Origin of the sequence: Enterococcus malodoratus ATCC 43197 (assembly GCF_000407185.1) — a bacterium.
GTDB classification, from domain to species: Bacteria; Bacillota; Bacilli; order Lactobacillales; family Enterococcaceae; genus Enterococcus_A; species Enterococcus_A malodoratus.
The window spans coordinates 165,297-188,465 of record NZ_KE136483.1 but is presented as its reverse complement, the minus strand read 5'-3'; the positions used below and the strand labels follow the sequence as shown (position 1 = coordinate 188,465).

19 protein-coding genes are annotated in these 23,169 nt (G+C 38.9%); 4 read left to right on the top strand and 15 right to left on the bottom strand.

Translation table 11 applies throughout. The features are described from left to right. Window positions 1-38 precede the first annotated feature (38 nt). The 13 genes from I585_RS16340 to I585_RS16280 all read right to left on the bottom strand — a co-directional run bounded on the left by I585_RS16340 (window position 39) and on the right by I585_RS16280 (window position 17,412). On the bottom strand, window positions 39-1,112 hold the full coding sequence (locus I585_RS16340) for a glycosyltransferase (RefSeq protein ID WP_010740933.1): 1,074 nt from the start codon (window positions 1,110-1,112) through the stop codon (window positions 39-41). A gap of 28 nt (window positions 1,113-1,140) precedes the next feature. Further along, on the bottom strand, window positions 1,141-2,091 hold the full coding sequence (locus I585_RS16335; protein WP_010740934.1) for an NAD-dependent epimerase/dehydratase family protein: 951 nt from the start codon (window positions 2,089-2,091) through the stop codon (window positions 1,141-1,143). Between the two features lie 27 nt (window positions 2,092-2,118). Then, on the bottom strand, window positions 2,119-2,835 hold the full coding sequence (locus I585_RS16330) for a sugar transferase (protein ID WP_034709347.1): 717 nt from the start codon (window positions 2,833-2,835) through the stop codon (window positions 2,119-2,121). 47 nt (window positions 2,836-2,882) lie between these two features. Continuing rightward, window positions 2,883-3,626: a tyrosine-protein phosphatase gene (locus I585_RS16325; protein ID WP_010740936.1), complete on the bottom strand. Its 744-nt coding sequence runs from the start codon at window positions 3,624-3,626 to the stop codon at window positions 2,883-2,885. Window positions 3,627-3,637: 11 nt separating this feature from the next. Continuing rightward, complete coding sequence (locus I585_RS16320; RefSeq protein WP_010740937.1) at window positions 3,638-4,396, bottom strand: CpsD/CapB family tyrosine-protein kinase; 759 nt, start codon at window positions 4,394-4,396, stop codon at window positions 3,638-3,640. A gap of 14 nt (window positions 4,397-4,410) precedes the next feature. Next, window positions 4,411-5,199 (bottom strand): YveK family protein, encoded by a 789-nt coding sequence (locus tag I585_RS16315; protein ID WP_010740938.1) that lies wholly within the window; start codon window positions 5,197-5,199, stop codon window positions 4,411-4,413. Window positions 5,200-5,213: 14 nt separating this feature from the next. Then, window positions 5,214-6,059, bottom strand: coding sequence for a hypothetical protein (locus I585_RS16310; protein ID WP_010740939.1), 846 nt, complete (start codon window positions 6,057-6,059; stop codon window positions 5,214-5,216). Between the two features lie 16 nt (window positions 6,060-6,075). After that, window positions 6,076-6,723 carry a class D sortase gene (locus tag I585_RS16305; RefSeq protein WP_034709487.1) on the bottom strand — a complete coding sequence of 216 codons (648 nt, stop codon included), beginning with the start codon at window positions 6,721-6,723 and terminating at the stop codon, window positions 6,076-6,078. A 28-nt stretch (window positions 6,724-6,751) separates the two neighbouring features. Beyond that, window positions 6,752-7,360, bottom strand: a complete 609-nt coding sequence (locus tag I585_RS16300) for a hypothetical protein (protein ID WP_010740941.1) — start codon at window positions 7,358-7,360, stop codon at window positions 6,752-6,754. Between the two features lie 720 nt (window positions 7,361-8,080). Then, window positions 8,081-10,264 (bottom strand): SpaA isopeptide-forming pilin-related protein, encoded by a 2,184-nt coding sequence (locus I585_RS22740; protein ID WP_010740942.1) that lies wholly within the window; start codon window positions 10,262-10,264, stop codon window positions 8,081-8,083. After that, window positions 10,261-15,087, bottom strand: a complete 4,827-nt coding sequence (locus tag I585_RS16290) for a SpaA isopeptide-forming pilin-related protein (RefSeq protein ID WP_010740943.1) — start codon at window positions 15,085-15,087, stop codon at window positions 10,261-10,263. The genes I585_RS22740 and I585_RS16290 overlap by 4 nt, the downstream gene beginning before the upstream one ends. Before the next feature lie 107 nt (window positions 15,088-15,194). Then, complete coding sequence (locus I585_RS16285; protein WP_002330482.1) at window positions 15,195-16,154, bottom strand: IS30 family transposase; 960 nt, start codon at window positions 16,152-16,154, stop codon at window positions 15,195-15,197. 250 nt (window positions 16,155-16,404) lie between these two features. Next, window positions 16,405-17,412: a TPM domain-containing protein gene (locus I585_RS16280; RefSeq protein WP_010740944.1), complete on the bottom strand. Its 1,008-nt coding sequence runs from the start codon at window positions 17,410-17,412 to the stop codon at window positions 16,405-16,407. A 299-nt stretch (window positions 17,413-17,711) separates the two neighbouring features. Here I585_RS16280 and ahpC point away from each other — a divergent pair, with 299 nt between their 5' ends. After that, complete coding sequence (gene ahpC, locus I585_RS16275) at window positions 17,712-18,275, top strand: alkyl hydroperoxide reductase subunit C (RefSeq protein ID WP_010740945.1); 564 nt, start codon at window positions 17,712-17,714, stop codon at window positions 18,273-18,275. Between the two features lie 150 nt (window positions 18,276-18,425). Next, window positions 18,426-19,958, top strand: a complete 1,533-nt coding sequence (gene ahpF, locus I585_RS16270; protein WP_010740946.1) for an alkyl hydroperoxide reductase subunit F — start codon at window positions 18,426-18,428, stop codon at window positions 19,956-19,958. 67 nt (window positions 19,959-20,025) lie between these two features. Here ahpF and spx read toward each other — a convergent pair whose 3' ends face one another. Together spx and I585_RS16260 are read right to left on the bottom strand one after the other, a co-directional pair. Next, the gene (gene spx / locus I585_RS16265) at window positions 20,026-20,451 is read right to left on the bottom strand and encodes a transcriptional regulator Spx (protein ID WP_010740947.1); all 426 of its coding nucleotides are present in this window, start codon (window positions 20,449-20,451) and stop codon (window positions 20,026-20,028) included. Window positions 20,452-20,839: 388 nt separating this feature from the next. Next, window positions 20,840-21,658 (bottom strand): MerR family transcriptional regulator, encoded by an 819-nt coding sequence (locus I585_RS16260; RefSeq protein ID WP_010740948.1) that lies wholly within the window; start codon window positions 21,656-21,658, stop codon window positions 20,840-20,842. An 87-nt stretch (window positions 21,659-21,745) separates the two neighbouring features. Here I585_RS16260 and I585_RS22735 point away from each other — a divergent pair, with 87 nt between their 5' ends. Together I585_RS22735 and I585_RS16255 are read left to right on the top strand one after the other, a co-directional pair. Continuing rightward, a complete protein-coding gene (locus I585_RS22735; RefSeq protein ID WP_010740949.1) occupies window positions 21,746-22,186 on the top strand; it encodes an MATE family efflux transporter in 441 nt (146 codons plus the stop codon). Beyond that, window positions 22,144-23,109 (top strand): MATE family efflux transporter, encoded by a 966-nt coding sequence (locus tag I585_RS16255; RefSeq protein ID WP_010740950.1) that lies wholly within the window; start codon window positions 22,144-22,146, stop codon window positions 23,107-23,109. The genes I585_RS22735 and I585_RS16255 overlap by 43 nt, the downstream gene beginning before the upstream one ends. Window positions 23,110-23,169 lie beyond the last annotated feature (60 nt).

Genomic DNA, 23,169 nt, shown 5'->3' with positions numbered 1-23,169 from the left:
AGCATGACTATTGAAAACTAATAAATACATTAAATTGCTCATCTTAACAATTTTTCATAATATAAGCACAACTCATCCGATTCAATCTTTATATTATATCCATGATCAGTTATTTCATTTTTTGAACTATTTCGTGGATTTTCTTTATAAGATAGTATGCGATCTGCCCAAGTACTTAAATCATCGCTTAGAGTTAAAAACGTAATTGGAATCGTTATAGCAGTCTCAATAGTAATTTCTGTTGAAAACACACACGGTAGCCCTGTAGCCTGTGCTTCTATACCAACAACAGGCAATCCTTCGTAATATGAAGGCATTACAAAGCAATCCATAGCATTATAATTTGGAACGTTCTCAGTATTAGCCCCACCATCGATAATATAAGGCTCTAAATTTTTTTCTTTAATTTTTCTCCATATTTCATCCTTTAACTCACCGTAACCAATTAAAAGTAACAGAGAATCACTATCTCGTTTATGAACTTCTTCGAAAATATCAATTAAAAAAGAATGGTTCTTTTGGAATTGGTATCGTCCAATATGTCCAATAACAAACTCACCATTCGCTATATCTAGTTCATTTCGTCTTTTTTTTCTTATGTCAGAATCATAATGAAACTTTTCCAAATCAAGACCATTTCTAAAAATTGCTACCTCATTTAGTTTTTCTTTTCCAAATAACCATTCAGCAGCATATTTTGAATTAGCAGCTAAATTTGTCGCAAAAAACTTACCAAAGGGTTTTAGTAGGTTTTTAAAAACTGTCTTTGGTTCTTTGGCATGTGATGTACTTAAGTTCTCGGCAATTCTGATTTTTGTTCCAGCTAAAAATCCAGCAATCATTGGAAAAATATTTAAAGTGTTTAAGTAGCCATGAACAATCTTATAATTATTTACTTTCAATATTTTTTTTGTTTCAATAATATTTTTCAACGGATTTTTTTGTATTGACGTTACTTCATATATTTTCGCGCCTTGTGAAGTAAACTCATAATAATCACCGTCCGATGAATTTTTATCAACAATTAAATCAAACTGCACTTTTTTTTTATCTATCGCACTATAATAATTAAGAATCACAGATTTTATTCCACCTGTAACATATTTCCCCATTACTACTGCAACTCTTATTGGACTATTATCATTCACTTTTAGATAAAACCTTTCCTGTTGTATTTTCTAAATATTTTGCTGTTTTAACAATTCCTTCTTTTAAAGAGATTGTTTGAACAGGACCATATAAGTTTTCATATTTGGATACATCTAAAAAATTAACTGGTACATCGACCTTTCTTTCTTGTAGATACTTGATTTCTAATTTTAGATTTAATGAATCATCAATTTTCTGTATTAGCTCCTTCATGCTAGTTCCTTTTCCACTACCCAAATTAAACGTACGTTCGTTTGAACAATCAAGAGCAATATTCATTATTCCTTTTATGGCATCGTCAATATAAATGAAGTCTCTTATCACTGACCCATCCCCATACAAATTGATACATTCTCCGTTAATCGCTTGATAGGTAAACGTTGTTACTGCACCGAGAACTCCATTAGGTTTTTGATAGGGTCCATAGGGATTTGCTAATCTAATTACTTTATAATCTAAGCCATACATCGTTTTATATAAGTAAAGAAGTTTCTCAATGGTAAGTTTCTGGATGCCATATGCTGTTATTGGATTAGTACTATCTTCTTCTTTTATTGGACAATTACAATCTGATCCATATACTGTTCCTCCAGAAGACATAAATATAAATTTTTTTATCTTAGTCTTCACACAGCTTTCCAGCAATTTTGAAGTTGTTACTACATTACTCATTAATTCTTCTGATATATGCTGATTACTAGTAGTCGGAACGGTCGTGCTAATTAAATGAAAAACTATGTCTTGATTTCGCAACAATAAGTCAAAGTCCGTTTTCAAATCAAAATTGGATTCAATTATTTTAATACTCTTGGTATCTAAAAACTGTTTTTGAAAAAGACTTCTATCTCTGTCTACAAGTGTCAATTCTATGCCTTTATCAATTAGAAATAATGATAAATTTGTACCAATAAAGCCTGCTGCTCCCAAAATTGCTATTCTCATATTATCCTTCCATTAACTTTATTAAGTTTAATACGCCCCATCTGGCTTCATCATTACTTTTACCGTTTTAACAATCAACGAAATATCGTACCGAATACCACGTCTTTGAATATAATCAATATCAAAATCAACCATCTCTTTAAAATGAACATCATTCCGTCCACTAACTTGCCACAACCCTGAACAACCTGGTTTTACCAACAAACGCTGCATATCATACTGAGTATACTCAGCGACTTCTCGTTGCAATGGTGGTCGTGGCCCAATCAAGCTCATATCACCTTTAATGACATTCAACAGTTGAGGGAGTTCATCCAAACTAGTTCGACGAATGAATTTACCAAATTCGGTCACTCTAGGATCTTCCTGAATCTTGAACATGGCACCCTTGATTTCATTTTTATCAAGTAGGCTATCTAATTGCTTTTCTGCATCTGAACACATTGAACGAAATTTATACATAGTAAATAGTTTTCCATTTCGGCCAACACGTTTTTGCGCAAAGATTACTGAACCATTGGGATCTTCTTTACGTATTTTATAGGCAACCCACAGCATGATCGGAGAGATAAACACGAGCCCAAGGCAGCCTAAAACGAGGTCAATGATTCGTTTGATCAAATCATAGCCTTTTTGATTTTCTATTTTCCCTTTATCTAACCAAATCACCTTGGAATCCCCTTGATTGGAAAATGTTCTATTGTTCAAACTATTCACGTCCCCAAAGGTTTTCTCGCTTTTCATAATTAATCCCCCCAACAAACTATTGATTAAAAAATTTGAAGCGTCATTCATTTTATTGCTTGATACATCGGCCTAACTACTGAATCCCCATTCACTAAGTCTTTTGCCATCTGCTGCATCGCTGCGACCATTTCTCTTCCGCCAATTTTCTGAATTTCTTCATAAGCTTCTTTCATTAGAAAGGTGCGATGACGGAGATTGTGGGCATCGGAAGCAACCATGTATAGCATTTGATGTTCCAACATTAGTCTTGCTGTCTTTTGAATCTCACTGCCAAATATCCCCACGATACTCGGTGCCGTTAATTGTGTCAGTGTTCCCATCTCCAGAAATGAGACCAAGCGATTGGGTTCTTCGCGAAAGACCGCATTTCTTTCTGGATGTACGATAACAGGTACATGACCTTGGCTAAGCAGATGATAGAAAACCTGCTCCGCATAGATGGGTATTTCATTTGTGGGAAACTCAATCAACAAATAAGTATTATCAAGATTTGTAAATAGAATTTCCTCACGTTTAATCGCTGTTAAGAGATACTCGGTGAGCCGTACTTCTTGCCCTTCGAGTAAGGTTAAATCTAGTCCACGCTGATCGAGTTCCTTTTGCAAAGCCGCAACATCTCGAATAATTTTGTCTGCTGGATTGTTGTATTTCCCGTTATTATGATGCGGTGTGCACATCAGATGAGTGATACCTTGGCTGATCGCTTTTCGCGCCATCTCTAAGCTATCTTCTAACGTTTGAGCGCCATCGTCGACACCAGGTAAGATATGACTATGCAGATCAATCATTTAGTACTCACTTACTTCCCTTCCGTGCCATAATAATAGTAGGAATCTTCCCCTTGCTTTTTACCGTTATAGACGACACCGATAATTTTAGCTTTAACCATATCCAATAGCTTTTTCGCTTCTAAAATCGCTTGCTTATTGGTTTTCCGTTCACGAACAACCAAGATAGTTCCGTCAACATATGATGACATGATTTGCGCATCGGTCACTGTAACTACCGGCGGCATATCAAAGATTACTAAGTCGAAGGATTCACTCAAGGTATCAACCAGTTCCTGCATCCGTTTTGAACTAAGCAGTTCAGATGGATTCGGCGGCGTTGGTCCACTTGGCATCAAGTACAGATTCTCGATATCCGTTTCGATCAAACGGCTGCCGATCTGAGTATTCCCCTGTGTTAGATAGACATTTTCCACATCGTTTTCAGATAAGAAACTGCCTGTAGCAGAGTTCCCTTCGGTTAGGTAATTGCTCAGCCCATTCACATTTGGAACCTTGAAGCCCAAGGCGATATTCGGTTTTCTCAAATCCGCATCCACTAAAACAACTCGGCTGCCTGCATTGGCAAAAACGACCGCGAGATTTGATGCGGTAGTTTTCTTTCCTTCAGATGGACCTGAGGAAGTGACAACTAATGATTTGATCTTCTTGTCTGCTGAAGAGAATTCAATATTTGTCCGAATCTTTCGGTATTGCTCTGCCGCGGTTGAAAAAGGATTGATTGCTGTGATCAAATCAACCGGTGTAATTGCTTGTTTCTTTTTCGCCATCTATCATTTTCCCCTTACACGCGTTTTCGATTACGAGTTGGCACTGTCCGTGTTCCTCGTGTCTCTTTAGATTTCTCTGGTGGAACAGGTGCCGCACCGCGGTTTTCATATAATTCTTTTTTAGTGATCTCAGAGACTTGTCCAAGAATCGGTAATTCCAGCGCTTCAATAATGAATCGCTCGTCTTTGACTGTTTTGTCCAACAATTCGGTTAAGAAAGCCAGACCTACACCGATCATCAAACCTAAGACTGCACCGATCAACAGGTTCAACTTATTATTCGGGAAGACTGCCTTGGAAGGAACGACCCCTTTTGAAGTAATCGTAACTTTATTGACCGCTAGTACGTCTTCAGCCTTTTCTTGGAATGTCGTAGCCGTAACGTTAGCGATCGTTGCTGCTTTTCGTGGTTCTGGCGAAGTTGCGACGATCTGGAACATTTGAGAATTCTGTGCCTGTTCCACTTCGATCATGTCCTTCAATTCAGCATTGCTGTAGGTGTATTGATACTCATTTTGCAATTGCTTTTGAACCGCATCGATGACGACGTCACCTTTAATCATGTCCTTGTATGTATTGATTAATAGTACATTTCCGTTAATATCATTTTGCAGATTGGTATTAGCCCCTTCTGCTTGTGTATTTTGCACGATCAGCTGTGCGGCTGAATCGTATTTAGGCGTAATTAAGAAAAAGGTGACCACTGCAGCCAGTCCGATCCCGGCGATTGTTGTCATCAGGATCAATAATGCTTTCTTTTTTAAAACTTGAAATAACTCTTCTAAGCTGATTGTTTCTTCCATCTTTTTTCCCTTCACTAACGAACGTTATGTATTTTTTTAGAGCGCATCCTCTCACTAATGAGCACCAAAAGAAGTGCCAGGACGGTTAACCCTAGTCCCGCAAAAACAAAACTCAAATCAAACGCCGTGATATACCCTGTTACAAATTGGTACAATCCTTCTGACATAATGCCCAAACGATCGATCACTCCACTGAAATAGATAAGTGCTGGTAAAACAGCTAACATCAATCCACCGCCTAAAAAGGTCACACTGCTCCAGCGAATCTTTTGATGCTTCATTTTTGCCATCAGCAACAATCCAACGAAGACCAATAAAAAGGCCGCACCAGCTATAATCAGAATCAATGTTAAAGCGGATTTAAAAGCCATGACTTTCTTCCCATAGCTCAATAAATACGGGATCTCGATATAGCTTGAATAATTCTTCGTAGCAGAAGCTGCTAGGTTATTCAGATTATTTTGAGTCGTTTCGTCGATCGCAATATTTTTCTGCTGCGCATATTGAGTGACGTTCTTCATGATATTGTCTTTTACTTGATCTTCCCCTTGAATTTCAAAGGGAACTTCTTGATAAATACTTCGAATATAATTATCGACATTCGCAGAAACTGTTTTTTCCGAGACCACATCCGCTAAGACTTCTGGCGGAATATTACTTCCCCGACCTAAATCTTGAATGCTTTGTGTCATATCTTTCCGGATCGTTTCTACATATTCCGTTTGATGAATTTGCTTGATCATAAAGTTCTGATTAAACAAAGTCATGCGAATACAGATTAATGCTAACGTTGCAAATAGGAGTAAAGACCCAATGAATGCTAAGATCCACCGTGGAACATTTCGTGTCGCTTGTTTCATATTTTTGTCTTTCCTCCTATTCATTTCCATTAATAATCGGCCCCGAAACAAGTTCTCCGATGGCAAACAGGCGATCGTCTGTTAACCCTAAGCTATCTAATGGATAGCACGTATAAAGAACGATTCGTCGGTCGTTTCGTTGATAGATCATTTCATCAATTTCTTTATCTTTTTTATTTCTTACGTCAAGCTGTGTAATACGGTACGTGTAATTACCATACGTCGTCTGAACTTCGATCGTGTCGCCAACTTGGGCGGCACCTAGTTTTCCGAAATCATCGATGTTATGTCCGCCAATCAGCGACGTACCAAGTTCGCCTGGATAGACCGAGCCCATAAACTGACCCGCGCCTTGACGTAAAATTTCTTCGGTATCTCCAAAATATAAAGGAACATCCAATTGCAGTTTTTCTATCTTCACTTTTCCGAAAAGCTCCCCTCCCACCGGGTAGTTGACCTTGCTCGATGGCAGTTCGTTCTTTTCATTCGTCGCGATCTTTTTATTATCTACAGCCTCAAAAGTCTGTTCCGTCGCCTCAAAGTCGGGAGTATCTGTCAGTAAAAATAACTGAATAGAAGAAGTAACAAATTGAATGACAGGTCTTCCTATCACATACATCAAAGAATAGCCAAAAATCAGAAAGATGATCGGAGCGATCAAAATCGCTCCAACCCTCTTCAGCCTAGAAGCCTTACGCAAGTTTCTTACGTCCTACTACAAATGCACCTGCTGCAACAAGTAATAAGCTTGCGAAAGAAATAGCACTAGACAAATGTGTAATGCCTGTCTGTTTTACTGCACCACCTGATGTGTAAACCGTACTGCTTGCTGGTTTAGTTGAACCACTAGTTGAACCAGCAGAACCTGAACCTGGCTGAGTAATAGAATAGCCTCCAGGGTAGAAGGTGATTGTCAGCCCTAGGACATTAGCCGCTTTCGTGATAATATCCTTCAGTTGGTTTTTGGTGTTCAATGGCAATGCTTTAATCAATGCTTCAATAGAATTGATGTTTGAAACATCAAGCCCAGAAGCTTCAACTAAAGAACGAGCGCTTTGAATTTGGGCAACAACATCGTTCACTTTATCAGCAGAAACATCATTTTGTTTCAAGAAATTTTCTGCTTGTGCACGTTCTGCCGCACCAATGTTAAACGTCTTTCCGCCAACAGTTACGCCTTTATCCAACTCCGACAAAATTCTTTGTTCATCAGCAGATACAGCACCGTCTGCATGAGCGCTAGGCCCAACAAACAAAACCACCGCGATGAGTGCAATTAACCCACTTACAATTTTCTTCATTTACATACCTCCCTTACTAATTATTTTATGTTATTCATGTCACAATTCCAGCAAAAAAAAATCCATTTTTTCTGCTGAATTTAGTATACTTTCTATTACAAAAAAAAACAATGAAATTCACAATTCAATTTTTTTATAAAAAACCCTGATCTTATCAAATAAACGAAACCTTCATATTTCAATTTCATTTCGACATTTTTAAAACTTTAGGCACCGCATTTGCATGAAATAGACATTCTTTCTACTTTTACTGATAAAATAACGGGCTTATAACTTAAATGAAGCTTTTTCAGAACACACTTATAAAGAGCTATTTCCCCTATCTTTGAAAGTATTATTTGAAAATATTTTTCTGCTTTGTTTGCGCTATCAATTACGACTGATTTTAAACTGTATTCCTTTATTTAACAGCCACATAAGATATTAGAATAACGTTTTTTGTTGTTAAAACACAGGCTTTTTCGTCTGAATAAGAACCCAATTTTTTTATTAAATTGTGCCGAATCGGTTTTATCCATATCCGATTCTTTTTTGTGAACAAAACTTCAAAATTAAGGTTTAAATCTTTATTTGCTGTAACATTTTTAAAACTTCCCTCATCATTTAACATTAGAAATTGACCAAAAAAAGGGTATGCAACAGCATACCCTTTTTCCACGTATTCTTTTTTTTATCGACCTTTTTGATAGCCTGACTGCTCCAGAATCCTTTAACGACAGTCTATTTTCTTCTTCGGATATAGACGATGCCGCCCACTATAAGAACAATGATCACGCCAATAACAAGTAAAGTAAGTCCCTTCGCTTCACCAGTTTTTGGGTAGAACCCTTGACTTGGTGTATTTGGTCTACTTGGCTTATTGGGTTCAGTCGGCTGGTTTGGTACTCTTTTGTTCTTAGCGGTTACTTCTAATAGTCGAGGTTTTCCATTCGATTTCGCGGAAACCGTAAAATCGATAGTTTTCTCTGACAATCGGTAGCCTGCTGGTGCTTTTGTTTCTTTGAAATGATACTTACCAGGGGCCAGATCAGTTACTTCTAGCTTTCCATCAGTATTGGTTTTCAGCTGATCCTTCATGACTTTTTGATTGCTATCGAATAGCTGGAATTCAGCATTTGCCAATCGTTTATTGGAATTATCAGTATCAATCTTGGTCAGTTCGACACTTCCTTGATAGTTTTCAAAATCACCTAGGTTTAAAGTTGCTGGTTTCCCGTTTTGCGGATAAATCGTAAATTTGTGTTCGGTGGTATCTAAAATATATCCTTTTGGTGCCTTGGTTTCTTTTAAGATATAGTCTCCAGCACTTAAGCCTTTAGCAAAGAATTCGCCATTTTTACCTGTTTTAATAGTAGTTTGTTTCTTACCATCTTTATCGGTGGTTTCAATTGATTGATTCAGATCACCTGACTTGAATAGTTCGTACTCAGCTCCGGCAAGTTCTTTATCACCACTAACTTTTCTTCCTTTAATAGAAGCTTGATAGTTTGCCAAATCAATCGTCATTCCAATGGCTTGTTGATTATTTACTACGAAATAAATTGGTTGATTGCTAAGCACGTAGTTCGCAGAGGTTTGTGTTTCGACTAATTTATAGCTGCCATCTTCTAACGCTAGATTACTTAGCTCGATCGTCCCATTGGTAGTTTCTGGACTTAAGTCATCTTTGATAAGCTTGCCGTCTGTTGACCCATCATCAAGGTACAAAGCAAACTTGACTTGTGACAAGTCTAGATTACCAATCTTCTTCGATTCACCATCTGTTTTCTTCAGCTCAATTTCTTTTCGAGCATTTTGGAAATCGCCGGCGTCAACAACATACGTACCGTCTTCGATTTTATTTGAATGGTTTTGTCCATCCGTCATTGGCATCGTCGCTGGTACGCGATCAGGAATGACAAATGTTAACGGGAATGTATTGACCAAATACCCGTTTGGCGCCTTGGTTTCCTTCACATAATACGTTCCCGGTGCTAAATCTGCGAATGACACATTGCCTTTTGCATTCGAAGTGACTTTCACAGGAGTTGAATCACTAAAATCTGCTTTTGTATAAAGCGTAAATTCTGCTCCGGCTAAATCAACCTCTTTGGAGTTATCAGAAAGATCATTTCCAACTTTATGCAGACGGATCATCCCCCGATAGTTTGCCACAGAATCTTTTATTTTTACAGTTGCTGGTTCGCCACTGTTTTCTGCTGGAATCCTGAATGCTAGATTCTCACCAGTCATAATGTATTTACCATCCTTGCCCTTATCAGGCGCCTCGGTTTCCACGAAACGATAGTTACCAGGAGCTAGTCCGGTCACACGAACAAGTCCTTTTTCATCGGATGTCGCCATCTTACCCGCGACATCTTTTCCTTGAGCATCAATGATTTTGAATTTTGCATCCTGCAGCGCCTTGCCAGCCCCATCTGTCTTAGTAAGCTGTGCGGAACCTTGATAATTTACATTCGCATCCTCAGTAATCGGAATATCAAGTACTGGCGGATCGCTCTCTGCTTGTTCTTGTACTTTGAAAGGAATTTCCTTCGTATTCAGCAGATATCCTTGTGGTGCTTGCGCTTCAACAAATTTGTAGCTGCCTGGCGATAATTCGAAGGCCTGCACATTTCCGCTCAATTCATCTGAGGTGAAAAGCCCATCGCTGCCTGCGCCATTATCCACGTTAGTTATAGGCTGCCACTGGTCGTTTTGCTGCATGAGTAGTTGATATTTTGCACCGCCTAAACCATGCCCTTTAGCATCAAGCTTTTGGAATCGGACGCCTTCTTTATAGTTTTTGAAAGGCGTCTGTTCGTCTATGACCAATTTTTGGCTCGCGTCATCGATCGTGACTGAACTGCCTTCTTGGTTATTTGATACAGGTGTTGTAAAGCGGACTAGCTGCTGGTTTGTCAAATAGTCGTTTGGGGCTTGAATTTCTTTGATCGCATAACTCTTCCTGGTGTTAGATTCTCAAATGTAAAGTAGCCATCTGATCCTGAAGTGATAGGGTCCCCGACTGTGGTCTTTCCATCAGCTTTATACAATTGGAATCGTGCACCAGCTAAAGGTGTTTCTTTGCCTTTATTATAGTCATGCCCATCGACTTTCTTGAAGCGTGCGGAGCCTTGGTAATCAATCAACGGATCTCCGTCATTCAGCTGAATCGTAGCCGGTTCTTGATCCCCAGTCGTGACTGGTTCCACTGCAAAAGTAAATTCTCTACTATTTAAATAGTATCCTTCTGGCGCTTGGCTTTCCTTTAACTTGTATTTACCAGGCGGCAGTTCGGTCAATTTCAATTGCCCTTTACTATCTGTTACATAAGAATCTTGAATCCCATAATCATAATAATCATTCGTATTATACTCCGCCCGTTGTAAATTAAATTTTGCTCTGGCGAGACTTTTACCTGATTCATCTGATTTCTTCAGCATTGCAGAACCTTGATAGTCCTTCAACTGTAATTTCCCATCCGAAACAACTTCATCATTCACAAAAACGTTGCGTGAATTATCCGCGTTTCTCTTTACTTCAAAATCAATGGGCGTCAGATTGATCTGGTATATTTTCGGTGAGGCTGCTTCTCGAATTCGATACTGCCCATCCCCTAAACCAGATAGATCGACTCCTTCTTTCTTAGACACAAAGGCCCTTAACAAAATATAATTTGGCGCATCAGCCGTACCGTTATTTTGGTAAAGATTAAAAAATCCACCCTCTAGCGGTTTCCCATTGCGATCGGTCTTATGGAAAATCACCTTCACTGGTTCATTTTCAATCTGCGTGATTGGTGTATCATTACTAGTACTTACAGAAACTTTCTTTCCTGCTAGCAGATCCGGCGAAATGGTGTACCCATCTGGCGCCTCGATTTCTTTGACGTAATACTCGTAAGTCGAACTGGTAGCGATCAGATTTCCGAAAGTCGCCAATCCTTGACTATCTGTCGTCGTTTTATAAAGGACGTCAGTCTTATTGGTTTTAATATTTTTGCGCAGCAATTCTAAAACGGCTCCTGAAACGATGCTGCCATTGCCATCAACTTTTTGAACAGTAATTTTTCCTTTGGTTCCAAATGCCGTTCCACTCGAATCCTGGATAGTTACAGCGATGTTCTTCTGTGTGTCTTTTCCTGGCAGCTCTCTGCCTTCACTGGAAATAGACGCGCTGTTTGTAACCGTCTCTGTTTTGGCAGTAAAGTTGGGCTCGGTATCGTAAACCAAGACATATGGTTTTTCAATAACTCCTGTTAAGTACTGACCTGCATTATTTGGATCTGGCTTTTCCTTTATAGCAGACATATCCACAGTGAAGCTTTGCTGTCCAGTCGCTGGGTCAGTCGTCACATTTACTTTGTACTGATCACTAGGAACTAGCTGATCAGGCTGAACCGTCGTCGAATTTCCTGAGCCTGCGTATTTTCCAGTGTATAACTTGAAGCTCTCTTGCAGTATTTGATTCGAACTTGGTGTGTCTTGGATTTTTACATTAGACAGCAAAGATTGGTTAGGATTGATATCCAGCTGCCAATTGATAAATCCAGTTTGAGTATTGTAATTTCCCGTTTTTACAGCCGATTTACCGCCAAAGGCAATCGACACCGAGGCACTCAGCCGTTGTTCAATTCCTTCTACCGTGGTAGTCGCCGTATTGGTATACGTTGATTGATCATAAACCAGCTTTCCGCGTAAAGATGTTTTAAATTGAATGCGGAAGACCATCGGCGTACCAACTGTATCCCATCCAGGAATATAATTGCTGTCTGATCCAATTCCCATTTCCAAAGTTCCCTGAGCGTTCTCTCCAGTTGGTTGCGGATTAGTCACCTTTAGATAGTCTTTGCCTACTTGATTACCACTATAATTAGTGTCTGTTGTCGCTTGAAAATTCCCATTTGCATTGATACTTCCGCGAGTAACAGTTAATGAATCCGGTTCATAAACCTGATTCCCAGTGATTGGATCTTTGAAGCCAAACACCGATGCACCAAGATTATTGTAGTTGGCGATGATCGTCCACGTAATCTCTTTTGTTTTCGGATCATAACTACCTGACTTCATCCCTTGGTTCACTTCTTGCGTGCTGGTTTTGAAATCAGTTGAACTTGAAGATGAATAAGGATTTCCATTATTCGTGAAATTGGCTTCCATCGTATTTTTATAATCGATACTCGTATTTGGATTCGGCTTATTTTGACTAAATTGGTTATAGCCTATATAGTACTCCATTTTAAATTGATGATTGGTTTGCGCGTAAGCGTTTTGAAATTTCACAGTAAAATTCTTATACCCTGCATGATCTGGAGTCAGATTCACCGAAAGAATATAATCTGCTGCAACTGGATCACCAATGGTTCCCAAGATATCCCCATTAGATTCGACTAATTGGACCGCACCGATTAAGATTCGATCATTGTCTGAAACGTCACGAATCACGACCCCTGCATCTTCATCGGCTTTGGGCAATTTAACCTTTGACGGGACATTCGCATAACCTTGCTCGGTGTAACTCATCGTGTCAGTAAATAGCGCATTATCCATTTGATACTTATTTTTGTTCAGATCAATGGTGTAATGAGCCGTTTTTGTTCCTACGTCCACGGTTGGCTTATTCTTAATTACAACTTGCTGAACCGGGGTTGTGGTAATAGGCGGCGTTGGCGGCAAGTTATTCGTTTTCGCCTGATTGGTCACGGCTACTTGATTGGTTGAAGAGCCAGAGACAATTTTGTTCACCTTCGTCTTATAAGCGATATTGATTGCTTTACCTGCTTGAACATTATTCTTAAAGGTCACGGTAAACGGATTGGTTGAAGTATCAATCGTGTAATTATTTGAATTGATGGGAGCTCCGTTAACCGGATTGCCATTACCATCAAAATTGACGGTATAGATATTAAAACTGTCTGCTTCAACATCCATATTAGTAGAGTAAGTATCGGAAATAACTTTGTCATCGGCCAGTTGTTTCTGACCATAGTTATAACGAATCAACCAGTTGTACTCCTGCCCAACACTATCATAACCAGTCCGAACTTTTTCTAGCGCCTTTTTGTAATTTAGCTGAACCGTAGCTGAAGCACTCAAGTTAATCGTTCCCGCCGTTAAATCAACCTTATTTGTAATCGGTACGGTTCCGCCATCTATTGGTTTCGCCGTATCCTTGATAGTCGTCGAGTACACAACTCGATAAGGACTATCCAACGGTGTATTGAACTGGATCGAGCCATCATCAGCCACAGTGTAAGTACTTGGATCAATCGGTGTTTGCCCTGTATCAATCACGTTACCATTGAAATCCACATTTAATGGGTAAATCGTGACTGCACCTGTTTCTTCTTTATTAAATGTTACTTGATCTGGAAAATGCTCCGTTAATAATGGATTGGTCAATTCAGAGAAATCTTTATTGAAATCCACGTTCCAAATAACTTTATTTGGATTGTTTGGTGTATCTGTGTGTCCCGCTTTGCTGATAGATGAGCCAACTGTTGGTTTAATTTTGATCGTTAAAGGTGGGATATTCGTCTTAGTCGGATAAACGATGCTCGTTTGTCCAGGCTGCATAATTTTCTTTGTATCAAAATGAACATCGGCCGTTACGGAACCATTCTCTGGCGGAAGAAATTCCTTGCCATCCTGTTGAGTAAAAGTGATCCGCAATTTTTGCGTCGTCGCATCAAAAATATAGGTTCCGTAGATCGTTCCATCGTTATCAGTTAGATTTCCACTAGGTGATGGCGTGCCAATCGCTAATCCTTGCGGAAAGTCCATTTCATAGTAGTCGCCAGGAACCATCTCTGTCCGGACCGATTCTGGAATCACAAAGTTCAGTTTGAAATCAATAACCGAATTGATTGTCGGCGGGTCAGGATCAAAGTCTAAACTGCTGTCACTGACAAAATTGTCCCCTGGCGCAAATTGCGTAAACAAATCGTCGATTGGGCCTGCAGCTCTACGCGCTTTCTGTTCATTTGCCTTTGCTTTGGTTGCATTCTTTTTCTTAGTTGGTTCGTTCTCTTTTGATGACTCAGTGGTCTTTTTTGAATTGTCTGTTGTACTGGATTTAGCGCTATCTGTCGTAGCTGTTGTTTCGCTTTCCGATATGCTTGAGCTTTCTTCAGACTCTTTGAGTTTCGGCACTGCTAATTGAAACAGCTTTTGGTCCGCTTGATAAAAATCAACAGTTTGATCGGGACCACGAGTAATCGTGCCTAATAGAATAAGTTTGAAACGAGTATCGCCTTTTACAAGCTTATTGAAATTCAACGTATATTTTGTACGTTCACCAGTCGCATCAACCGTATACTTGCCAATCGTTTCATTCGTTTCATTTAAAATGATTTTCTCGTCAGCTTTATTGTCCTTTACCGTAAATGGTTTCGTCATTTCAAATATAACTGGTTGATTATTTTCAACTGAACTATTAACTGTCCCAACTAGATTCAATTCAGTTTGATCTTTAGATAGATCTTTATCGACAAATTCACTTGTCTTATCAAACTGTAAAGAATTTTTGATCTCAACGGATTCTTTCGTATCCTCTGTTTTCTCTGGTATTGGAGCCGATTCTGTCGGCACCGTTTGTTGCGGATCACTGGATAATGAGTTTATCGTAGTGCTCTCGCTTGCTCCACTGGCAGTACTTTCTGTCGTTTCAACGGCGGTCGCAACAATCGGCGCAGCAAAGCTTCCAAGCAAGCTGAGCAGCATAACGGTACTTACCCATCTCTTCATACTATCCCTACTTTTCGAGTTTTCTAATCATAACCTGTTCAATTTTGAACGAACAGGATGAATTTCCTACCCATTATCCTATGATTATTTTTTCTTTATCTTAATTGTCAAATTAAGTTAGACAAATCATCAATACTTACGTAACTCAAAAATACTTCCAAAGGTGTTCGATAATCCAGTGATTTTCTAGGAATATTATTTCGTTTAGATGTGACAGATTGAATAAAAGATTCATCTACTGAATTGAAATCCATAGATTTCAATAAACCATCTCTACGTAACAATCCGTTAGAATTCTCGTTTAGGCCTCTTTGAGACGGCGTTCCTGGATCAGCGAAATAAATGGCAATATCATTGGCATTACTGATTTGTTTCCAATTTGAAAATTCCTTTCCACAATCAAAAGTGATGGATTTGAATAGATTTTTCGGTACAGATTCAAACCAATGATTTAATTTTTTTTCAATATCAATCGCTTGTCTACCACACGGTTTCAATGTGATGATAACTTTTGATAATCGTTCAACTAAGGTAATTACAGCACTTTTATGTTTCAGACCTACGATAGTGTCACCTTCAAGGTGACCAAACTCATTTGAGAATTGGCTATAATCTTTTTCACGTTCATGAATAGAGCGGCGGAAAGCTTGTTTTCCACGCCTTTCTTGATGTCCATTCGGTTTACGCTTGCCTTTCATCGGTAAGTCAGAAGGATTAAATAGCCCCTTTTTGAACATACGATAAATGGTACGAGCAGAACAACGAATAGGAAACGCTGCACGACCAACAATCACATCGGGTGTCCATCCTTGAACAACCTTTCTTTGAATATATTCTGATTGTTCCTCGGGTAAAACAAGCGGGCGTCTACCACAGTTTGATTTGTTTTTCTTATACTGTTGATAGTATTCTAAGGCTGATTTTCCTTGCTTGAAGAATAGGTATACTTTATGGATCGTTTGTCTTGAACGATTCAAGCAATGCGCAGTTTTCGCAACAGATTGATTTATTTTGAAATAAGACTCTATCATTACAAGTTCATCCGTTGTAAGATGGGTATAGGTCATTTGTACTCACTCCTTATAATTCTTTGGTCAGAACTATTTTGAGTGTAGCACAAATGGCTTTTTTAGTTGTCTAGCTTAATTTTACAATCGGCGTTACAAATAATAGCTCTCAGAATCATCAATAAAAAGAAGAATAATATAAGAAGTAAGAATTTATGGATTTATACCAATATTATTGTCATTTTTTGATTAAATATTTGTTGGCTTCAGGAATACAAAAAAAACTGCTGAGGGACACTCCTCAACAGTTTTACCAATCTGAACTTGCACCGCCGCCACCAGAGCTGCCGCCGCCCCAAGAGTCACTTCCTCCTGAGTCGCTGCTGCTAGAACCACTGCTGGTCCACGTATCTCTATGATGGTAATACACCGAATATTGCTTCATATCTTTCTGTTTCTTCCAAAGCAGCCCCCATAGTGTCAAGGTGCCAAAAGCATACGTAAAATCAAAGTAAAGCGGCCGCTTTCGTTTTAGTTTTCCATATCGTTTTTTGATAGCTTGTTTCGCCGTCTCGACTGGCGGTTCATTACAGCGAATAATCTTTCCAGTCGAGTAGCGTTGATATTGGGGATCGGCGGTTTCTAATCGCTTCTTTAGTTCTGCCGCAAACTCTTTTCTAGCTTTTCGATAAATAAGCAATTTCACTATCGGCGGCTCAACAAAAGCATAAATAGCTACCAGCACAAAAATCGCCGGACCCAAACGCTGCGTGATAATTTCCCAGAGCGTCAATCCCGAGAACAATCTGGTAAACAGTCCCGGCTTAAAATCCTCCACCTTTTTATTTCCTAATAAGACCTCATTAATGTTGGCTGCTACAATAGCTACTCCTGCATCATAGTTTTCTTCTCGGAAATGATCTTTGGACTTTTCAGTCATAAGATCCATTGCTAAAGAATCAGGAATGGTTTCTTCTAAACCATATCCAACTTCGATTCGCTGTTTACGATCCTTCACCGCGATTACATACATCACGCCTGAATCATGCTCCTCATCGCCAACCCCTAGTGCGCGGAACTTTTCGTTCGCATAGGTTTCGATTGACTGATCGGCTGGCAATTCTTCAAGAGTAACAACAGCCAACTGCGGACGCGATTCTAGTTCCTTATACTTTTGATTATATTGAAATATTTCCTCTTTCGTCTCTGAAGACAGCACATTCGCATGATCTTCCACATAAATATTTTCTGCATGAACTGCTCCCCCTACAAACAGTCCAAAAATTACCAACGAAAGAAAATAAAGTACCCGCTTCATTTCCTCACCCGCTTTCCTTTTTATCAATTATGAAGGCTGTTAATCACTATTGCAATCGCTTTTCTAAATTTCCAGATAATTGTTCAACGAGCTGTCTAGTCAATGCAAATTCTTTTTTTTACATTTTTTTGGGCTTTTTAGGAGAAATAGTTTCAACATTCTACCAAAAAACCATTTACAATGGAATGAGTTTCTGTTTATAATTATTTTAAATAAAGGGTCATTAATCTGAGATTTTTCAGATTTCCTTTTATCAATTACGAGAAAACATTCTCAATCTTAATCAGGAGGGTTCATTCATGTCATTAATTGGAAAACAAGTTGAAGCATTTCACGCACAAGGTTACCGTCAAGGAAAATTTATCGAGGTTTCTGAAGAAGCGTTACAAGGCAAGTGGTCTGTGGTTTGTTTTTATCCAGCTGATTTTACCTTTGTTTGTCCGACCGAATTAGAGGATTTACAAGACCAATATGAAAAATTACAAGAATTAGGTGTTGAGGTTTATTCTTGCTCGACCGATACTCACTTTACTCACAAAGCATGGCACGATACCTCAGATGCGATTGGTAAGATCAACTATACAATGATCGGCGATCCTTCACATCATATCTCTCGCATCTTTGATGTATTAGATGAAGAAGCTGGTTTAGCTCAACGCGGAACTTTTATCATCGATCCTGATGGTATTGTACAAGCGATGGAAATCAATGCAGATGGTATCGGACGTGATGCCAGCAGTTTGATTGATAAAATTCGTGCAGCGCAATATGTTCGCACACATCCGGGTGAAGTTTGCCCAGCAAAATGGAAAGAAGACGGCGAAACCTTAAAACCAAGTTTTGACTTAGTCGGCAAGATTTAAGTCTGCCTGTTGTCCATTCTACTAATTTTGTCTTAACAAGATTAGTAGAATGGACTTTACTCAAGTCTATAAGTGGTTTATTTGGTGTAAGCATGGAGCTTATTTTTTTACCGGTAAGATAAATACATTCAACAAGAACAAGGAGCGCTTATGTTAGATAACGAAACAAAGGAACAACTCAAACAATATTTAGCCTTATTGGAATCAGATATTGTCTTCTCAGCAAGCTTAGACGAATCCGACGATTCTAAAAAGATCGAGGATTTTCTGACTGAAGTCGCAGAGATGGATGGTAAAATTTCTATCGAGGCCAAAAAGTTGAAACGTACTCCAAGCTTTGAGATCAATCAAAAAGGATCTGAAGCCAGCGGAATCATTTTTGCCGGCTTGCCAATGGGACATGAATTCACTTCGTTCATCCTCGCTTTACTGCAAGTTGGCGGACGAGCACCGAAGATCGAAGATAGTATGATTCAACAGATTCAATCCATTGATCGTGCATTAATCTTTGAAACCTACGTCAGCTTAACCTGTCACAATTGTCCTGATGTCGTCCAAGCTTTAAATATCATGGCTGTGCTTAATCCGAAAATTTCCCACACCATGATCGAAGGCGGGATGTATCAAGCCGAAATCGATGAAAAAGAAATCATGGCTGTACCGACAGTTTTCTTGAATGATGAAGAATTCGACAGCGGTCGCATGACGATCGAGCAAATCATCGAAAAAGTCAGTGGACCACTAAGTGCAGATGAGTTTGTTGATAAAGAAACATTCGATGTATTAGTAATTGGCGGCGGTCCTGCAGGGGCTAGCTCAGCCATCTACGCCGCACGCAAAGGCATTAAGACTGGTATGGTCGTGGAAACCTTTGGCGGGCAAGTTTTAGAAACTTTAGGTATCGAAAATGTGATCGGTACGCCTTATGTGGAAGGTCCACAATTGATGCGGCAAGTTGAAGAACACGTGAAGCAATATGACGTAGACATCATGAAGGGACAGCGAGCAAAATCGATTCAAAAAAATGATTTGATTGAAGTTGAGTTGGAAAATGGTGCACAACTTAAAGCCAAAACTGCGATCCTTTCTACTGGTGCACGTTGGCGTGCGATCAATGTTCCGGGCGAAAAAGAATTCAAAAATAAAGGAATCGCTTATTGCCCGCATTGTGATGGCCCATTATTTAAGGACAAAGAGGTTGTAGTAATCGGCGGCGGGAACTCTGGTATTGAAGCTGCCATTGATTTGGCCGGCTTGGCGAAACATATCTATGTTTTAGAATTTTTACCAGAGTTGAAAGCCGATCAAGTTCTGCAAGAAAAACTTTATTCATTGTCAAACGTTACAGTGATCACCAATGCCGCAACAAAGGAAATTACTGGTTCTTCCCATGTAGAAGCATTGACTTACACGGATCGCTTAACAAATGAAGAACATACGCTGAATGTCGAGGGTGTTTTCATTTTGATCGGTTTAATGCCGAATACTGAATGGTTATCTGATACAGTCAATTTGACTGATCGCGGTGAAATTCTAGTAGACAAACATGGCGCAACGAATGTTGAGGGTATTTTTGCTGCAGGCGACTGTACCGACAGTGCTTACAAGCAAATCATCATTTCCATGGGATCTGGTGCAACAGCTGCTCTTGGAGCCTTCGATTATTTGATTCGTCAAACATAAAAAATAATCCCCATCCTGTTCTTACCTAACAAAAGAACAGGATGGGGATTTATCTATAATTATGTCTCTATGCAAGACTTTCTTTTTGTAAATCTAAATAAAGTAAGACTCTGGCCATTTTCTTTGAAGTGACTCTGCGAACTTCACGCAGGATAAATTGATGAATCTCATCTTCATTATAACCAACTTGAAATCTAGTCTCGTCAAAAACAAGCGGACGTCTTAGCAGGCTTGGATATTCCGCGATTATGTCGACCAACTCATTCAACGATAATTCCTCAAAATCAATCGCTAACTTTTCATAAACCTTTGAACGTGTGGAAATAATTTCATCCGTGCCTGTTTCAGTCAGGGAAAGGATCTCGATGATTTCTTCTTTTGTTAAAGGTTCAGACATAATATTTCTTTCTTCAAAAGCTAGTCCATTTTCTTTCAACCAAGCTTTGGCTTTTCTACATGAGGTACAACTAGCGGAAGTATACAATTTAATCATTTTACATACACCTTTCTGCAATTTCATTTTTTAAGTAACACGAGTTATTCTACACATATTACGATACAGCACTTTTGACCCTCTGTTAAATGTTTAACTTGTTAAAGTAGCTGAAAATGACATCCGAATCTACAGAAATAGTTCTTTTTATAACTTAAAATGATACTTATTCTAAACTGGGTTAATATACTAATATAGAATGATTCTAAGCAGTTCAGGCATTGCTTGTTTCTTTATATAAAGAGTTTTATAACACCTGTAATATTTTTCGCGATTAGTTACTCAATAATTTCCCTTGTAATGCAAAAGATGATTGTGTATGATAAAGTTCCCTTTTTTATAATTTTTAATTGTTTTAATATATCATCCTCACTAATATTCACTCGCGCTAATTAATAATCTGAATGGCAATTTGTAACAAATAGTCTGCACTGTTCTTTTCAGCGATTTCATCGATTAAGTACTCCTCATAAGCATTTCCTATGATTTCAAGATTGTTCTGCTCAATATATTGAAGCAGTTTTTGGTAAAGCTCGTCAGTCTCCCCGTAGTCTGCATAGATTGTTCCAACAACATATTTCCCTGCTGGCTTTACGTGATAAAGCGGATAATTCTTATGAGAAAGACGATAATAGTAATGGCTAGGCTTATCCCAACGCTGATTCAATATATTTTTCTTAGATACAAGTGTCCCAACTGTATAACCTAATTGAATATTCTCTGCCTGACATTTGGCATAAAAATCGGGTAAATGCGTCCATCCATCGGTCAGATCGTAATCAGCCGGCAAATGTGGCCCAAGAAAAATATTTTCTTCTTTTTGATCGTCCACTTTGATTGATGGCTTTCCACTTTCTAACCCTTTTTGTGTTTGTTGAATACGTGATTGAATCATCTCTTGAATTTGATGAAGTTTGCTGATTTGCTGTTCAAGCATCTCTTCCTGTTTCCCCAAAGTACTGATTAGCATTTCCGGCGATTTTTTACTTAAATAATTTTTGATATCAGACAATGACATGCCTGCTTCTCGCAAAGAAACGATCACACTGGCCGTATCGATCTGACGATAAGAATAGTAACGATAGCCATTGGTTTGATCGGTCGCATGGGGGTGCAACAATCCATGATTATCATAAAAAATCAGCAATTTTCTTGATATACCAGAAAGCTTGGAAAACTCGCTGATTTTGAGCAATTCTTTTTCCAATTTTCCCAACTCCTCTTGACTGTATAATTGTTATACAGTATATACTGATAGGAAAATCGTGTCAATACAGATAGAGGAGAAAATAATATGTTGGGGAACAAAGAAAATAATAAACAGATTTTACGTTATGTGCTGCCATCAGTCAGCGCGATGATCGTATCCTTTACCTACAACATGGTGGATGGGATGTTTGTCGGACAAGGTGTCGGTCCTAGCGCCCTAGCTTCGGTGAATCTGGCCATGCCTTTTACTCAAATTATGACGGGGATAGCATCTATGCTAGCTATCGGCGGAGCGACCGCTATGGCAATCTATAAAGGAAAAGAAGATACAAAGAGAGCAAATCAAGTTTTTTTGACAAGTACACTGTTAGTGATTATTGCTGGACTATTCATAACAGGGGTCGGTTTCTTTGCCTCAACTCAGATCGCCCGTTTGTTTGGGGCAACAGAATTGCTGCTGGGACAGACGGCTACCTATATTAAATGGTACAGCCTATTTTCGATTTTTTTACCGCATCCATTTTAGGGAATGCTTTTGTCAGAAATGATGGCAGTCCTGAACTCGCTTTTTGGGGAATGATCGTTGGGGCATTGAGTAATATTTTTTTAGATTGGCTATTTATCTTTCCGCTCCAAATGGGGATCAAAGGAGCAGCCATTGCCTCTGGATTGGGACAATTACTATCTTGTCTCGTCTTAGCGTTCCACTTTCTGCGTAAAAAAGGCATACTGCGAATTGAGCGTTTCTCTGTAAATGTTAAACAGTGTCGCGAAGTCATTGTTTGCGGATTGCCAGAATTTGTCATTCAGATCAGCCAGCCGATGACGATCTTTTGCTATAACTTGGTTATACTCCACTATTTAGGCGAGTCTGGATTGACTGCCTTTGCTGGTGTAACTTACATGATGGTCATTATGCTAGGTGTCTTCTTTGGAATCTCACAAGGTTTGCAGCCGTTGATTGGAACAAGCTTTGGGCGTAGAGAAACTCACAAGGTCAATTACTATTTTCGAGCAGGTTTACTTATCAACTTGATTCTTTCAACGTTGCTTTACAGTATCTATGTTTTGATTGGTCCCTACGCGCTAAAACTATTCATCACTGATAATACATTGATTCCTTTGGCTTATACCGCACTAAAATGGTACGGGCTAGCTTACATTCCTGCGGCAATCAATATTATCTATATCACTTATTTTCTTTCTATCAGAAAATCGGGACAGGCTTTCTGGATTTCCTGCAGTCGTGGGATCGTACTCAATTGTTTATTGATTTTTACTCTCCCAGCATTATTTGGTATCAAACTAATTTGGCTACCACTTTTAATAGCAGAATCTCTCACCTTGATTTTCGCAACGCTGTTGAAGAAAAGAAAAAGTACAAAAAATATAATTGCAGATAGAACCGAGGACTGTTTGGAAAAAAGGATGTCTCAGGATAATTTGTAAATGCCAATTTTCGTATGTGTACGATTTTACTAACCTTAAATGATAAGTTGATCTAGCTCA

Excerpts from the sequence above, each read along its gene's own strand:
- I585_RS16340 (WP_010740933.1), bottom strand. The coding sequence starts at position 1,112 with ATGGGGAAATATGTTACAGGTGGAATAAAATCTGTGATTCTTAATTAT.
- I585_RS16335 (WP_010740934.1), bottom strand. The coding sequence starts at position 2,091 with ATGAGAATAGCAATTTTGGGAGCAGCAGGCTTTATTGGTACAAATTTA.
- I585_RS16330 (WP_034709347.1), bottom strand. The coding sequence starts at position 2,835 with ATGAAAAGCGAGAAAACCTTTGGGGACGTGAATAGTTTGAACAATAGA.
- I585_RS16325 (WP_010740936.1), bottom strand. The coding sequence starts at position 3,626 with ATGATTGATCTGCATAGTCATATCTTACCTGGTGTCGACGATGGCGCT.
- I585_RS16320 (WP_010740937.1), bottom strand. The coding sequence starts at position 4,396 with ATGGCGAAAAAGAAACAAGCAATTACACCGGTTGATTTGATCACAGCA.
- I585_RS16315 (WP_010740938.1), bottom strand. The coding sequence starts at position 5,199 with ATGGAAGAAACAATCAGCTTAGAAGAGTTATTTCAAGTTTTAAAAAAG.
- I585_RS16310 (WP_010740939.1), bottom strand. The coding sequence starts at position 6,059 with ATGAAACAAGCGACACGAAATGTTCCACGGTGGATCTTAGCATTCATT.
- I585_RS16300 (WP_010740941.1), bottom strand. The coding sequence starts at position 7,360 with ATGAAGAAAATTGTAAGTGGGTTAATTGCACTCATCGCGGTGGTTTTG.
- I585_RS16290 (WP_010740943.1), bottom strand. The coding sequence starts at position 15,087 with ATGAAGAGATGGGTAAGTACCGTTATGCTGCTCAGCTTGCTTGGAAGC.
- I585_RS16285 (WP_002330482.1), bottom strand. The coding sequence starts at position 16,154 with ATGACCTATACCCATCTTACAACGGATGAACTTGTAATGATAGAGTCT.
- I585_RS16280 (WP_010740944.1), bottom strand. The coding sequence starts at position 17,412 with ATGAAGCGGGTACTTTATTTTCTTTCGTTGGTAATTTTTGGACTGTTT.
- ahpC (WP_010740945.1), top strand. The coding sequence starts at position 17,712 with ATGTCATTAATTGGAAAACAAGTTGAAGCATTTCACGCACAAGGTTAC.
- ahpF (WP_010740946.1), top strand. The coding sequence starts at position 18,426 with ATGTTAGATAACGAAACAAAGGAACAACTCAAACAATATTTAGCCTTA.
- spx (WP_010740947.1), bottom strand. The coding sequence starts at position 20,451 with ATGATTAAATTGTATACTTCCGCTAGTTGTACCTCATGTAGAAAAGCC.
- I585_RS22735 (WP_010740949.1), top strand. The coding sequence starts at position 21,746 with ATGTTGGGGAACAAAGAAAATAATAAACAGATTTTACGTTATGTGCTG.
- I585_RS16255 (WP_010740950.1), top strand. The coding sequence starts at position 22,144 with ATGGTACAGCCTATTTTCGATTTTTTTACCGCATCCATTTTAGGGAAT.